Origin of the sequence: Flavobacterium sp. (assembly GCF_039595935.1) — a bacterium.
Taxonomy (GTDB): domain Bacteria; phylum Bacteroidota; class Bacteroidia; order Flavobacteriales; family Flavobacteriaceae; genus Flavobacterium.
The window spans coordinates 2,137,794-2,152,047 of record NZ_JBCNKR010000006.1 but is presented as its reverse complement, the minus strand read 5'-3'; the positions used below and the strand labels follow the sequence as shown (position 1 = coordinate 2,152,047).

Annotated in this window: 9 protein-coding genes; 3 read left to right on the top strand and 6 right to left on the bottom strand. The window is 32.9% G+C overall.

Annotation, left to right across the window (positions count from 1 at the left end):
- Positions 1-25 precede the first annotated feature (25 nt).
- Positions 26-1,345: an APC family permease gene (locus ABDW27_RS19015; RefSeq protein WP_343697319.1), complete on the top strand. Its 1,320-nt coding sequence runs from the start codon at positions 26-28 to the stop codon at positions 1,343-1,345.
- Between the two features lie 252 nt (positions 1,346-1,597).
- Here ABDW27_RS19015 and ABDW27_RS19010 read toward each other — a convergent pair whose 3' ends face one another.
- Positions 1,598-4,231: a valine--tRNA ligase gene (locus tag ABDW27_RS19010; RefSeq protein WP_343697318.1), complete on the bottom strand. Its 2,634-nt coding sequence runs from the start codon at positions 4,229-4,231 to the stop codon at positions 1,598-1,600.
- A gap of 265 nt (positions 4,232-4,496) precedes the next feature.
- Here ABDW27_RS19010 and ABDW27_RS19005 point away from each other — a divergent pair, with 265 nt between their 5' ends.
- Positions 4,497-4,877 carry a DUF1573 domain-containing protein gene (locus tag ABDW27_RS19005; RefSeq protein ID WP_343697317.1) on the top strand — a complete coding sequence of 127 codons (381 nt, stop codon included), beginning with the start codon at positions 4,497-4,499 and terminating at the stop codon, positions 4,875-4,877.
- Between the two features lie 128 nt (positions 4,878-5,005).
- Here ABDW27_RS19005 and ABDW27_RS19000 read toward each other — a convergent pair whose 3' ends face one another.
- The 5 genes from ABDW27_RS19000 to ABDW27_RS18980 all read right to left on the bottom strand — a co-directional run bounded on the left by ABDW27_RS19000 (position 5,006) and on the right by ABDW27_RS18980 (position 12,794).
- On the bottom strand, positions 5,006-5,491 hold the full coding sequence (locus ABDW27_RS19000; RefSeq protein ID WP_343697316.1) for a hypothetical protein: 486 nt from the start codon (positions 5,489-5,491) through the stop codon (positions 5,006-5,008).
- A gap of 93 nt (positions 5,492-5,584) precedes the next feature.
- On the bottom strand, positions 5,585-7,714 hold the full coding sequence (locus ABDW27_RS18995; RefSeq protein ID WP_343697315.1) for an OmpA family protein: 2,130 nt from the start codon (positions 7,712-7,714) through the stop codon (positions 5,585-5,587).
- 10 nt (positions 7,715-7,724) lie between these two features.
- Positions 7,725-8,654 carry a type IX secretion system membrane protein PorP/SprF gene (locus ABDW27_RS18990; protein WP_343697314.1) on the bottom strand — a complete coding sequence of 310 codons (930 nt, stop codon included), beginning with the start codon at positions 8,652-8,654 and terminating at the stop codon, positions 7,725-7,727.
- 20 nt (positions 8,655-8,674) lie between these two features.
- Positions 8,675-11,302, bottom strand: coding sequence for a gliding motility-associated C-terminal domain-containing protein (locus tag ABDW27_RS18985; protein WP_343697313.1), 2,628 nt, complete (start codon positions 11,300-11,302; stop codon positions 8,675-8,677).
- Positions 11,303-11,462: 160 nt separating this feature from the next.
- Positions 11,463-12,794 carry a PDZ domain-containing protein gene (locus ABDW27_RS18980; protein WP_343697312.1) on the bottom strand — a complete coding sequence of 444 codons (1,332 nt, stop codon included), beginning with the start codon at positions 12,792-12,794 and terminating at the stop codon, positions 11,463-11,465.
- Between the two features lie 123 nt (positions 12,795-12,917).
- Between ABDW27_RS18980 and ABDW27_RS18975 the strand changes: the two genes are divergently transcribed.
- The gene (locus ABDW27_RS18975) at positions 12,918-14,114 is read left to right on the top strand and encodes a pyridoxal phosphate-dependent aminotransferase (RefSeq protein WP_343697311.1); all 1,197 of its coding nucleotides are present in this window, start codon (positions 12,918-12,920) and stop codon (positions 14,112-14,114) included.
- Positions 14,115-14,254: the final 140 nt, after the last annotated feature.

Below are 14,254 nucleotides of genomic sequence, written 5' to 3'. Positions count from 1 at the left end.
ATTTTCTAAAATTAAAATTCCACATATGTCCGATTCTGCCAAAAACCAATTAAGGAAAAGTTTAGGTTTAAGTTTTAATATTGCCGTGCTGATTGGCGGAACAATCGGTGTTGGAATTTTGAGAACTCCAGGAACAATTGCCGAAATGCTCAACAATTACTGGCTTATTCTCGCATCGTGGCTTTTTGGCGGTTTGTATGTTTTACTTGGCGCTAATTCGTATTCAGAATTGGCTACAATGTTACCAAAAGCCGGAGGATCGTATAATTATATCAAAAGGGCTTTTGGCGAATATGCCGGTTTTCTTTCCGGCTGGTTTGATTACATTACAAATGCTATTCCGCCCGCTTTTTACTGCATTGTAATAAGCGAATACATGATTATCTTATTTCCGGCACTGGCTAATTATTCAACTGTGATGGCCGTTTCATTATTGGCTGCTTTTGTTTTACTGCATTTAAGCGGTGTAAAAAACGGAAGTGTAATTCAGCAGATTACCAGTTTATTAAAAGTCATTTGTTTTGTGGCTTTAGTTGTAGCGTGCTTTATGTATACTGGCGTAAAAGTTCCTGCAGTTAAAACAGACAATTCTGTTTTTCAAATAGGTTTAGTATTCGGATTTTTTAAATCATTGCAATTAATCATCGGAACTTATAATGGCTGGAACGCTGTTTGTTTTTTTGCCGAAGAAAATGAAAATCCTAATAAAAACATTCCGAAGTCTTTATACAGCGGTGTTTTACTTGTAGTGGCTATTTATGTTTTGGTAAATGCTGCTTTTTTTCATGTTTTGCCAATTGAAACTTTAGCAAAATCTAATTTAGCTGCCGCAGATGTTGCCAAGATTTTGTTTGGAGAAAACGGAGCCACAATTGTTACCGTAATTTCTATTTTTTCTTTAATCAGTATTTTGAATGCATTTATGATGATTCCGCCGAGAATTCTTTATGGATTAAGCCGTGACGGATTTTTTATAAAAGAAGGAACTCAAGTAAATAAAGGCGGAACTCCAATTGTGGCACTTTTGGTTTCGTCACTTTTCAGCTTGCTTTTAATAATCTTTGTTGGTTCTTTTGAAGCTTTATTTTCTTTTGCTGCTTTTATTTCCATTATTGTTTGGGGACTCGCCTATTTTTCGCTTTTAAAACTCAGAAATTCTGAACCCAATTTACCAAGACCTTATAATTCTTTTTGGTATCCGTGGACCACTATAATTGCCATTATTGCTTCGATTGCTTTATTTATCGGATTTATTTTCAGTGACCAAACCAGTTTTATAATTATCATTGGAATTACTGTTGTTTCTTATCCTTTGTTTTGGATTTTGAAGAAGAAAAAAAAATAACTCATTTTTTATCTTTCCAAGTTTCCATTTGTTTACGCAAACTTGTCATCCTGACGAAGGAAGGATCTTCATAAGAAGCTCGACAAAGATTGGCGATCCTGATTACGGAGTTTCTCGCGAAGATCCTTCCTTCGTCAGGATGACAAAAATGAGTGTAATCTGTTAATGAGCTAAATAACATTTACGGAAATGACAAAAAACAAAAAAGCTGTCCTTTTTAGGACAGCTTTTATATTTAAAAGAATCTGATTCTTATTTCAAACCAGCTAAACTCTGCTCGATTGTAGCAATTTTTGCCAAAGCATCAGCTTGTTTTTGTTTTTCAATGTTTAAAACTTTTTCCGGAGCTCCGTTTACGAATTTCTCGTTAGAAAGTTTTGCTTCAACAGATTTCAGGAATCCTTTTGTATAATTCAATTCTTCTGTCAGTTTTGCAATTTCTGCTTCAACATCGATATTTCCTGAAATCGGAATAAAATATTCATTTGATTTTACACGGAAAGATAATGCGCCGTCTACTTTTGTTGAAACATACTCAAAAGCTGAAACGTTTCCTAATTTTGTTACGATTGAATCGAAATAAGTTGTTAAGTTTTCGCTGTTGATTGCTTTTAATTCGATAACATCTTTAAACGGAATATTTTTATCTTTTCTAATTGTTCTAATTCCGGAAATTACTTCTGTAATATTATCAAAATCAGTAATTAAATCTGCATTGAATGGTTTTAATTCCGGCCAGGTTGAAACGATTAAAGCTTCTTCCGGCGTTCTTTCTGTAATTAACTGCCATATTTCCTCTGTTAAGAAAGGCATAAACGGATGCAATAATTTCAGGTTACTTTCTAACATTTCGATCGCTTTCGCAAAAGTTATGCTGTCAATTGGCTGTTGATATGCCGGTTTAATCATTTCTAAGAACCAAGAACAGAAATCATCCCAAACCAATTTATAAATCGCCATTAAAGAATCTGAAATTCTGTATTTCTCAAAATTATCTTCAATATCAACTAAAGTCTGCTGCAATTTAGCTTCGTACCATTCGATTGCTACTTTTGATGATTCTGGCTGAGCGATAGTTTCTGAAACTTCCCATCCTTTAATCAATTTAAATGCATTCCAGATTTTGTTTGAAAACGCTTTTCCCTGACTGCATAATTCTTCATCAAACATAATATCGTTTCCTGCAGAAGCGCTTAAAAGCAATCCTACACGAACTCCATCGGCACTAAATTTATCGATCAAATCTAAAGGATCAGGAGAATTTCCTAATGATTTAGACATTTTACGACGTTGTTTATCACGAACTAAACCTGTTAAATATACATTTGTAAAAGGTTTTTCGCCAGCATATTCATAACCCGCAATGATCATTCTCGCAACCCAGAAAAATAAAATATCCGGACCAGTTACTAAGTCGTTTGTTGGATAATAGTATTTAAAGTCTGGACTTTCTGGATCCATAATTCCGCCAAAAACAGACATTGGCCATAACCAAGAAGAAAACCACGTATCTAATGCATCAACATCTTGCTTTAAGTCAGATGTTGTAAGTGAGTTGTTAGATGTTTTTTCTTTCGCTAATGCTAAAGCATCTTCAATGTTTTCAGCCACAACGAAATCTACTTTTCCGTCTCCATAATAGTAAGCCGGAATTTGTTGTCCCCACCATAATTGGCGAGAAATATTCCAATCACGGATATTATTTAACCAGTGCGCATACGTATTTTCGAAACGTTTTGGGTGTAATTTAATATCTCCTGTTTCTAAAACCGACTTAATTGCAGGTTTTACTAATTCTTCCATTTTCAAGAACCATTGGTCAGATAATCTTGGCTCGATTACCGCTTTTGTTCTTTCAGAAGTTCCTACTTTATTTAAGTGTGTTTCTGTTTTTGCTAAAGCACCAATTTCTTGAAGTTCTTTTTCAATTTCTTTACGAACAACAAAACGGTCTTTTCCTTGGTAGTGTAATCCGAAACTATTTAATGTTGCATCTTCATTAAAAATATCAACGATTTCAAGATTGTGTTTTTCACCCAAAGTTTTATCGTTCATATCGTGCGCAGGCGTTACTTTCAAACATCCTGTTCCGAATTCTACATCTACATATTCGTCTTCAATAATAGGAATTACTCTTCCGCAAATAGGAACGATTGCTTTTTTACCTTTTAAATGTGTAAAACGCTCATCATTTGGATTGATACAAATTGCCGTATCTCCAAAAATAGTTTCGGGACGAGTTGTGGCAATGGTTAAAAATTCCTCAGTTCCCTCGATTTTATATTTTAAGAAAAATAATTTTCCTTGTTGTTCTTCATAAATTACTTCTTCGTCAGAAAGAGTCGTTTTTGCTTCCGGATCCCAGTTTACCATTCGGTATCCTCTGTAAATTAGACCTTTGTTGTATAAATCTACAAACGATTTAATTACAGATGCAGACATATCTGGATCCATTGTAAATTTAGTACGTTCCCAATCGCATGAAGCACCTAGTTTTTTAAGCTGCTCTAAGATTGTTCCGCCATATTTATCTGTCCATTCCCAGGCATGTTTTAGGAATTCTTCACGAGTCAAATCATTTTTGTTGATTCCTTCGGCTTTTAATTTCGCTACCACTTTTGCTTCTGTAGCAATCGATGCGTGATCCGTTCCCGGAACCCAGCAAGCGTTGAATCCTTTTAAACGCGCACGACGAATTAAAACATCCTGAATTGTATTATTCAACATATGTCCCATGTGAAGGACTCCAGTGACGTTTGGCGGTGGAATTACAATTGTATAAGGTGTTCTATGATCAGGTTCTGAATGAAAATAATTGTTTTTCATCCAGTAATCATACCATTTGTTCTCAATCGCTTTAGCGTCAAATTGTGCTGGAATTGTCATTTACTAGGGTTGTTTAATCGTTTATTTTTTGTTGATTCGTTTAATCGTTAAATTGTTTAATCGTTTGTTTATTTTGTGAAGTCCATCTAGGTAAATCGATTAACCGATTAAACAGTTAAACAAATAAACGAAACTTTGGTTCAATTTTTGTAATTATAATTAACAGCAAAAGTAAATAATTAAGTACACTATAAAAAACGAATTAATAATTTGTGTGTTAATTAAAACAATGTATATTTACTTACAACTTAAAAACAATTTCAAAATGAAAAATGTTGCCTCTTTTATTGCAGTCGTATTGTTTAGCGCGATAGGTTATGCACAAAATGGCCCAAAAATTGAATTTGCAGCCCAGGACAATACGATTGATTATGGAAAAATTTCTAAGACTGATAATGGAGTTCGCTCTTTTGAGTTTACAAACACCGGCGATGCTCCGCTTTTAATTATTGGTGCAGAATCTACAGTTAGCTCGATAGTGGTTACTAAACCAGCTGCTGCTGTAATGCCTGGAAAAAAAGGAAAAATTGATGTGAAATACAATATGGCAAGCGGTCCTATTCGTAAAACAATTACTGTTGAAACCAACGCCGTAAATTATCCTGATGGCCGAGTTGCCCTTAAAATTAAGGGAGAAGTTCTATAGAATAAACTAAATTTTAATAATTGTAAAAGCCGTTTCTTAAATTAGAAACGGCTTTTTTATATCAAATATTATCAAATCTTTGTCAAAGTTTAAAACTTTGACAAAGATATTTACGCATAAAATCTTTATTATTTTTTCTCAGCGCATTCAGCTGCGTCAAACTTATATTTTACACTCACAAAATCAATTGGTTTATCCTTTACTAAATACGTAACTCCCATTGTTGTCTGCATGGTTCCGTTTCCTAAAATAAGCTGTTTGTCTTTCTTTAAAAATGCCATTGGGTTTTTAAACGTTTTATCTTTTTGTGATAAATCCTTAAAAGTATAATCTGCAAATAAAGTATCTCCATGAAATTCTCCTGCAATTTCGCCAGTTCTTACTGTTGAAGGCGCCACTTTCATAATCATATTTCCAGATAATTTCCCGTTTTTTAAAGTATTTAATTTTAACTGAATTGTATCTTTTTCATATACAGCCTGATAGCATTCTGTTTTTGTAACTGTTTCGGCATCAGCTTTTGCAGCTTCAGCTTCTTTTTGTTTTTCTTCATTTTTACAGCTTTGAAATCCAATGCAAACTACTAACAGACAAGGTAAAACTAGATTCTTCATATTTCAATATTTTGTTTCAAGGTTATTTTATAAAATTAAATAAAAAAGAAGCCAAAATAAAGGCTTCTTAATTAAAATTTATTTTTTTCAGAGTTATAAATTCTTAATCACAAATTCTGATCTTCGGTTTAACTCATGATCTTCTTCTGAACAAGCATCATCGGTTTTACACTTAACAATTGGTACAGATTCTCCATACCCTTTTGCAGTAACTCTTTTAGCATCAATTCCGGATTGTATTATAAAATCTCTTGTTGAATCGGCTCTTTTTTGAGACAGATTTTCATTGTATTTGGCATTTCCGCGAGAGTCTGTATGTGAACCAATTTCTATTACCATTCCCGGATATTTTTTCATTAACTCTACAACTCTGCCTAAAACTACTTTAGATTCTTTACGAATATACCACATATTGTAATCGAAATAAATAGGATCTGTTTTAATAATCAAACGATCTTTATCTCTTACAACATCTTTTTCTTTCTCTAGAATTTCTTTTACTTTTTCGTTCTTTTTAACTTCCGCGGCAGCGATTTCGGCTTCTTTCGCTTTCTTTTCTTTTTGTTTTAATTCGATTGCTACAAGCTCAGCTTTTTTCTTGTTTTCTTCTTCAATGATAATTTCCTGCTGTCTTTTCTTTTCGGCATTTTCTTTTTCCTCAAGTTTGATTTTTTCAAGAGATTTTAAAGCTAAAGAAGCGTCGTTTTCTTTGTCTCTGATTTTATCTAAAGTCAGAGTTTTTGATTCATTTGTGTATTTTTCTTTAAAAGCCGAAACTTTATAAGAAGCTTCGCAGGGAACTGTAAAACTGAATTTCCCGTCTGCTAAAGTTGTGGCGGTATTCAGGGTTTTATTATCTGAATCCTGCAAAATTACTGTTGCGCTTTCTAAAGCCAGTTTAGTATCAACATCTGTAATAATACCTGTAATAAACTGTTTACAGTCTTCTACAATTAAATCTTTAATTTCTTTAAATTGATAAATATCGTCTCCGCCTTTTCCTCCTTCTCTGTTTGATGCAAAATAACCTTCTTTGGTTTCAGCATCAATATTGAATGCAAAATCGTCCAGATTTGAGTTTAATGGAAGCCCAATATTTATTGGCTTTGAATATTCATTTCCATTTATTTCAGAAACAAAAACATCCAAAGATCCGTACCCTAAATGTCCATCCGAAGAAAAATAAAGTTTATTGTCTGCTGAAGCAAAAGGAAACTGCTCTCTTTTATTGGTATTAATTTCCGGTCCTAAATTCTTTGGGGTATCAAATGCGCCTTTGTTTATATTAACCGAATAAATATCAAAAGATCCTACTGATCCCGGCATATCTGACGCAAAATACAATACTTTTTCATCGGCACTCAGTGCAGGATGCTCTACTGAATAATTTGGGCTATTGAAAGGAAGTGACGTAATATTAGTCCATTTTCCATCAACTAATTCGGCTCTGAAAATCTGAAGATTAGAAATTTTCTTGTCGTCTCTTTTTTTCTTTCCATTTTTAGAATTGTTTCTGGTAAAATAAATTGTTTTACCATCTTTTGTAAAAACGGCATTTGATTCGTGCATTCCCGTTTTTAATTCTTTAGCAAAATAATGCGTGATAGAATCGGCTGCATTAATATTTTTTAACGGAATTGTTACCAAATTTAAATAAGTTGCTCCATCCCATTTAAATTTTTTATCGAATATTCCCGGTTTTAATTTAACGCCTGCAAAAACCAAATTGTCTTTATATACAACTGCTCCAAACTCTGAATTTGGAGTATTTATTGGCAAATTTTTAATTTCAAATCGTTTACCAATTGCCGAAACATTTTCGAGAGTTTTAATATCTTTTTCAAAATTTTCAACATCTTCCGGATTAGCAGATTTACTGTAATATTCTTTTAGTGCAGCATTTGCTTCATCGTAATTATTTGTTGCTTTTAATGTCTGCGCATATCTGAAATAATATTCTTTGTCTAGATTTTCATTATAATTCTTAAATAACAATCGATAATAACGTTGTGCTTTTACTAAGTCGTTTGTATAATAATAGGAATCTGCAAGGTTTTTTATAACTTCTTGTGATGGTTTTTCTTCTGCCAGTTTTTCGTATAAAACAATTGCTTCGCTGTAATAGGTTCTATCAAAAAATTTCTTTGCTCTAATCAATTCCTGATCCTGAGCATTTATAAACTGTATTGAAAATACGAATATAATAACGAGTAGTTTTTTCATATTTTTCATTTTAGAAGAATCTTGGTGATTTGTCAAATCCTTTTCCTAGTAAATCCAAATCAAAAAGCAGCATAATTTCATGTGTTCCCGAATTAAACTGACCTAAATTCGTGAGTGTATAATCATAGGCATAACCCACTCTCAGAGTAGGCGTTACATTAAAATTAAATAAAGCACTTACCGAATCGTCGATTCTATAAGCTGCCCCAAGTTCAAATTTTTCATTATACAATACATTGGCAGTCAAATCTATTGAAATGGGCGCACCTTTTACAAATTTGGTCATAAATGCTGGTTTGACTTTCCACATATCATTAACCTGAAAAACATATCCTGCGGTTAGAAAAGTGTGTATATTTTCAGATCCAAAAGCATTTACTCCCGATTTTTCTTCAATGTATTTTGATTTCAATAAATTAGGTGCTGAAATACCAACATATAAATTGTCTCTAAAATAATAGGCTCCTACTCCAATATTAGGTTTTGTAGCATTTATGTTTTCGGCGAAAGCCATATCAGTTGCAGGATCATTAAACTTAAATCCGTTAAAATTAGTCTGCATTGATGATAATCCTGCTTTAAGTCCAAGTGAAAGTTTATTTTTTCCGCCGAGATTTAAAACATAAGCAAAATCGGCATAGATATTATTTTCTTTTTTTGCACCGTCACCAATATCATCTGATATAAAAGATAATCCGGCTTCGACTTTATCTGAAATAGCGGTATGCCCAAAAAAGGTAAATGTTTTTGGAGCTCCAACTGCACCAACCCATTGTGATCTGTACAGTCCTCCAAAATTCATCATAGCCGGAACTCCCGTTGCATACGCCGGATTTACAACACTCATATTATACATATAATGCGTATACTCCGGATCCTGCTGCGCCGAAACTGATGTTATATAGAAAACGAAAGTTATATAGAGAAGTATTTTTTTCATTTGAAATTTATATTAAGAAATTATCGATTTAAATAAAGACGTCCTTGTTGAGGCGGTCTGTTGTCTTTATTAAAATAGAGAATGTAAAAATATACTCCGTTTGGTGCTATTCCGCTTCCAATTCCACTTTGTTCGTAATTTATACCGTCCCAGGCCGGTTTATTTTTAAAGCCTTTATACATTCCATTTCCATATCTATTGAAAATTTCCAGCTTATAATCCGGATATAAAAAATCAATATCAGGAATTGTAAAAGTATCGTTGATTCCATCTCCGTTTGGAGAAAAACCATCGGGAACAAAAAATGTATATTGCGGAGAATCACAAGCAATTAATGAAACTGTTACAGCCAAATTTTGTTCTGAAAAACAATTTGTAACTGTAGAAAGATCAAAACCATAATAAGTAGCTTTATCAACTAAAGGTGTTGAAGAAGAAAGTAAATTTCCGTTATTTGGCGCATCATACCAAACAACTGTTGACGGTGATCCAGTATTATTTGAAAGACTAAGAATTGTTGGATTGTCTAAACCGCAAAAATTTTGTCCATCTTGATTTAATGTCGGAGGTGGAGTATCATTAATTATTACCGAAACTTTAGCCGGTTGAGAAACACAACCTACTGACGACCTTTCTCTTACATAATAATCTTCTGATTTTAAGATATATGTATCCGGAAGATAATTAACATCTGTTGGAGATAAATACCAAGTATATTGAGCGCCTTGCGGGTGCAAATCAGCAATTGTCGCCTGATCTGTTTTACAAAATGTCTGATCAGTTACAGTTGGCGGTGTTGGAATTGGGTTTAATAAAAATGAAGCTGATATTCCTGTTACATCGCTTTCACAGCCAGTAGTATTGTTTTTGATTTTTAATATCGTGATCGTTGTTGATCCTGAGTTTATAAGTAAGCTAGAAGGAAGTATAAAACTCGAACTTCCATTAACCGGGTTTAAAACAATAGTTTCTACATTTGAAGTATTACTTCCAGAAAGAACATAAGATAAAGTAACATCTGTCAAAGTCTGAAAACCTGAAATATTTACTGTTACTGGTTCGCCAAAACATACGTTTTGAATTTGTGGCCTTAAAAGTGATCCGTTTGGCAGTGGATTAATGAGAATCTCTCCTGTTAGACTTGCTGCATTTACACATTGAGAAACAACATTTGTAATTGCTGTAATTGTTACAATTGAAGTACCGCTCCTGGAATTAAATATTTCAGGTACTACAAAAGAACCACTACCTCCAGTAAATGTAACTCTAGCAACTTGTGATGGCAAATTATTTGCGCCTGATAATTTATAAACAATGTCATAATCTCCATCTGCCAACTTTATTGCGTCTATTATTTGGACTACTGCGTCCTGATTTTGGCAGGTTACAGCTGGAGTAATTATCGCTCCATCTAAATCGGGGTTGGGATAAATAATTAAATCGTCATATAAATTGTTCATTATATTTTCACATATCTGTGAACTAGTCGCAGGATAAATTTTCACAATACTAATCCTATATGTTCCAACAGTTTTAAAATAATCTGAATCAATTGGAAATGTAAGCACTCCGTTTACAAAATCAGCAGTTACTCTTTCTGTAACTGGATGCCCGGTAACATTAAAATATACAAGATAAACTCCATTAGGAATATCTGCTGGCCCTCTGGTAATAGTAACGTTATAAGTTGCTGTAGGGATTTCTGTTTCACAGATATCAGAATTAACTTCAACAATTGCATCAGTAAAATCAAGTTTTTCTTCCAGCCTTAAAACTACTGATGTCTGATCATCAGGACATATTGGATTTGTTGACGGAACTACATATGTAAAAACATAAATCCCTTTACCATATGCCTTATAAATATTTTCAACATCAATATTGTGATCTCCAACAAAAGTTAATTCTTTAGTACTATTTTCTTTCCAATATCCTCCTGTATCATATCCCGAAATATAATCATATAAATCTACATTCGTATAACCTGACAAACCATCACTTGCACATAAAAGAAAATTAGTTGACTGCCCAGAATTAGGTGCTCTAAAAATGCTTACTATTGCGGTTGATGACATTGAGGGACAAGTCCCAATTGCTGGCATTGTATAAGTAAAATAAAAAGTTCCTTCTAAGTTTTCAACGTTTATTGAAGACCCAACGACATTTTCATTTGTGGTATCATTATGCCATTTACCATTTGATTGAGGGCCTAAATCAACTCCATTAAATGCCTGAAAAAGATTAAAATTAACCACAGAACTGCAAACAGAAACATTTGGAGATGTAACTCCGGAATAACCACCAACTGTTACAGTAACTGTTGCTGAATTATCTACACAGCCTGCGTTTCCTGTAACTGTATAAGTATAACGATAAATTCCACTCGCTCTAATAACCTGCGTATTTAGAATTCCTGTTGTTAAGTTTAATCCTCCCGAAGAATTATCATCACTCCAAACTCCTCCAGCAACAGGAGAGCCTCCTAATATCGAAAATAAATCTATTGTTTTGCTGCTTGCATTTGGAATATCACAAACAGTATAGCTTGCATCATCACCTGCACATTGTGCTTGTAATTTTTGAGGCAAAATTGATAAGAAAACAAAAAATAAAATTACATGTAAGAAATGAATGTATTTTTTGGCCATAAACTGTTATTTTTTTGATAAACTTACTAAATTATTAGCGTTGCTTAAATAAAAAAGTATTTTTAACACTTAATTTTTCACAAAATTTAAACTTTTTAAAAAATCACTATCAAAACCCAATATTTTAATATGAAAAAATTAATAAATCATAATCGCTTTTTTAGAGCTCATCTTCAAGTTTAAATCTGAATTTTAAAAGAAGACTATTTCGTTCTACTTCTAAATTTATCCATCTGTCTTCTTCTGATTTTAAGAGCTGATTAATCTGCTGTAAAGAATATTTATAAGGTGCTTCATTATTTATAGATGTAATAATATCCCCTTTTTGCAATCCGCACTTTTCAGCTGCAGATTTCTTGCGGATATTTACGATCTCATAAATTGGTTTTAAAGAAAATTTATATCTAAAATTTGCTCCATTGTTGTTATTCTGGTTTGCCTCTCCTTCACTCAATGAAACGGCAACTTTAACTGTTTCTAAATGTACTGTTTCCTGCACCCATTGCAATCCATTATGCTGTATTGTGATTCCGCTTTTATTATAAGTGAATGGTTCTTTGTATTTATTATTTTTCTTCAAATACAGTTTTTTATCTGCATAATCTAAAACTACTGTAAAACGTTTTAAGATTTCTCCTCCAACTGAACCTATCCTATCCGGAACCATCTTAACATTTCGAATAGAGCTCGAGTCCGGAAAGGCAACAATTGGTTTTTTAAACTCAAATTCATCAATTATAAATTTTTGAATTCTGGCTCTGTGCCCTTCAATATCGCCGCTAAATCCTTTCCCAAGAAAATCAGGAAAATTCTTTTTAGGAAGTTTGATTTTATTATTTTCAAAAACCCAGAAAGCGTCACTATTTCCAATATCTATCAACAATTTAGCCGGAATTTCTTCATCCTCAACAACCGCTATAGTCGAAATATAAGGCTTTGATTTTTCAATAGTTATGGGTACACTTTTAAATCTTCTGTCAAGTTTTTTTCGAAACCCTTCATTGTCGGTATGCACTACGACCTTTTTTTTCTCATAGTTTACTTCAACCAGATTATTTTTAAAGAATTTATAGCCAATGATACCATTTACAGGAATACCAATATGTGATGACAAATTAAAACTTTGATCTAAAATTACAAAAAGCATGTGATTCTCAGATCTTAAACCATGAGTTTCAAAGGTGTTTTTTGTTGATTTAAGCCCTTCTATTTCACTTTCTGATCCTAATCCGCGAAGTCTTATTTTTTCTACATTATTAAATTTAACTTCCTTCATTTCATCCATACTAAACAGAATAGTTTCTTCGACCCCGGAATCTAATAGAAAATTCAGTTCGACACCGTTTACTTTAATCGGAATAAAAATGAGATTATTTATCAATTTAAAAGGGATTACGACCTTTTGTTTATTATTTTGAATAATAAAATTATCCTGAGATTTAACACAAAAAGGTAAGAATAACCCAAAAAACAACACAATATATTTTTTCATTGGCAATATTTTATTATAAAATTAGTAAATATATTTATTATTGTTAGATTTTTATAAGATAGTATATTCTTTAAATTAAATTCGAAAAAAAAGCGCAAATTTGCACTTCAATAATTTATACTCATGCCTACAATTTCACACAAGGGAAGAAACATGCCCGAATCTCCGATACGTAAGCTGGCTCCTTTTGCAGATTTAGCAAAGCAAAAAGGTCACAAGGTGTATCACTTAAACATTGGTCAACCGGATATCAAGACACCGGAAGTGGCCATCGAGGCGGTAAAAAATATTGATTTGAGTATTATAGAATACAGTCCGTCTGCCGGATATGAAAGCTATAGAAAAAAATTAGCTCATTTTTACCAGCGCCAAAATGTAAACGTTAACACAGAAGACATCATTGTAACAACTGGTGGCTCTGAAGCCTTACTTTTTGCACTGGCCACAATTACAGATCCGGGAGATGAAATCATTATCCCTGAACCCTTCTATGCTAATTATCATGCATTTGCATCTTCTACAAGTGCAACTGTAGTGCCGCTTGTTTCGACCATCGAAACTGGATTTGCCCTGCCAAGTATTGAAGAAGTTGAAAAGTTAATTACACCAAAAACAAAAGCCATTCTGATTTGTAATCCTGGAAATCCGACTGGGTATTTATATTCTGAAAAAGAAATTAAACAATTAGCTCATTTAATTAAAAAACACGATTTATACTTAATCGCTGATGAAGTTTATCGTGAATTTTTATACGATGGAGATGATGTGCATTTTTCTGTAATGAATTTAGAAGATGTACAGGAAAATGTAATCATGGTTGACTCTGTTTCTAAACGTTACAGTATGTGCGGAGCAAGAATTGGATGTCTGGTTACCAAAAACAAAAAAGTTCTGGCAACTGTTATGAAATTTGCTCAGGCACGTTTAAGCCCGCCAACCATTGAACAAATTGCATGCGAAGCTGCCATCGATACACCTCAAAGTTATTTTGATGAAGTAATTGGTGAATATAAAGAACGCCGCAACACTTTAATTTCAGAATTGAATAAAATTGAAGGCGTAGTGGTAACCAAACCAAAAGGCGCTTTTTACTGCATTGCAGAATTACCAATTGAGGATTCTGATGATTTTGCACAATGGTTATTAGAAAGTTATAATTTGAATGGCGAAACGGTTATGATTGCTCCTGCAAAAGGATTTTATTCCACTCCCGGAATGGGATTAAATCAAGTTCGAATTGCTTACGTTTTAAACAAAAAAGATCTAATTACAGCAGTAAATATCTTAAAAGAGGCTTTGCTGGTGTACAATAATAGATAAAACAACCTAAACTTAAACTTTCAAAAGACAATAACTAATCCTGTTATTGTCTTTTGTTTTTGGATCAATTTTAAATTATATCTAAAAAGGATCGATTAAATAATAAAAACCATAGAAAAGGTTTCCTATTTATTAATTAT

Bases quoted from the DNA above. Each gene is read 5' to 3' on its own strand.
- ABDW27_RS19015 (WP_343697319.1), top strand. From the start codon at position 26: ATGTCCGATTCTGCCAAAAACCAATTAAGGAAAAGTTTAGGTTTAAGT.
- ABDW27_RS19010 (WP_343697318.1), bottom strand. From the start codon at position 4,231: ATGACAATTCCAGCACAATTTGACGCTAAAGCGATTGAGAACAAATGG.
- ABDW27_RS19005 (WP_343697317.1), top strand. From the start codon at position 4,497: ATGAAAAATGTTGCCTCTTTTATTGCAGTCGTATTGTTTAGCGCGATA.
- ABDW27_RS19000 (WP_343697316.1), bottom strand. From the start codon at position 5,491: ATGAAGAATCTAGTTTTACCTTGTCTGTTAGTAGTTTGCATTGGATTT.
- ABDW27_RS18995 (WP_343697315.1), bottom strand. From the start codon at position 7,714: ATGAAAAAACTACTCGTTATTATATTCGTATTTTCAATACAGTTTATA.
- ABDW27_RS18990 (WP_343697314.1), bottom strand. From the start codon at position 8,654: ATGAAAAAAATACTTCTCTATATAACTTTCGTTTTCTATATAACATCA.
- ABDW27_RS18985 (WP_343697313.1), bottom strand. From the start codon at position 11,302: ATGGCCAAAAAATACATTCATTTCTTACATGTAATTTTATTTTTTGTT.
- ABDW27_RS18980 (WP_343697312.1), bottom strand. From the start codon at position 12,794: ATGAAAAAATATATTGTGTTGTTTTTTGGGTTATTCTTACCTTTTTGT.
- ABDW27_RS18975 (WP_343697311.1), top strand. From the start codon at position 12,918: ATGCCTACAATTTCACACAAGGGAAGAAACATGCCCGAATCTCCGATA.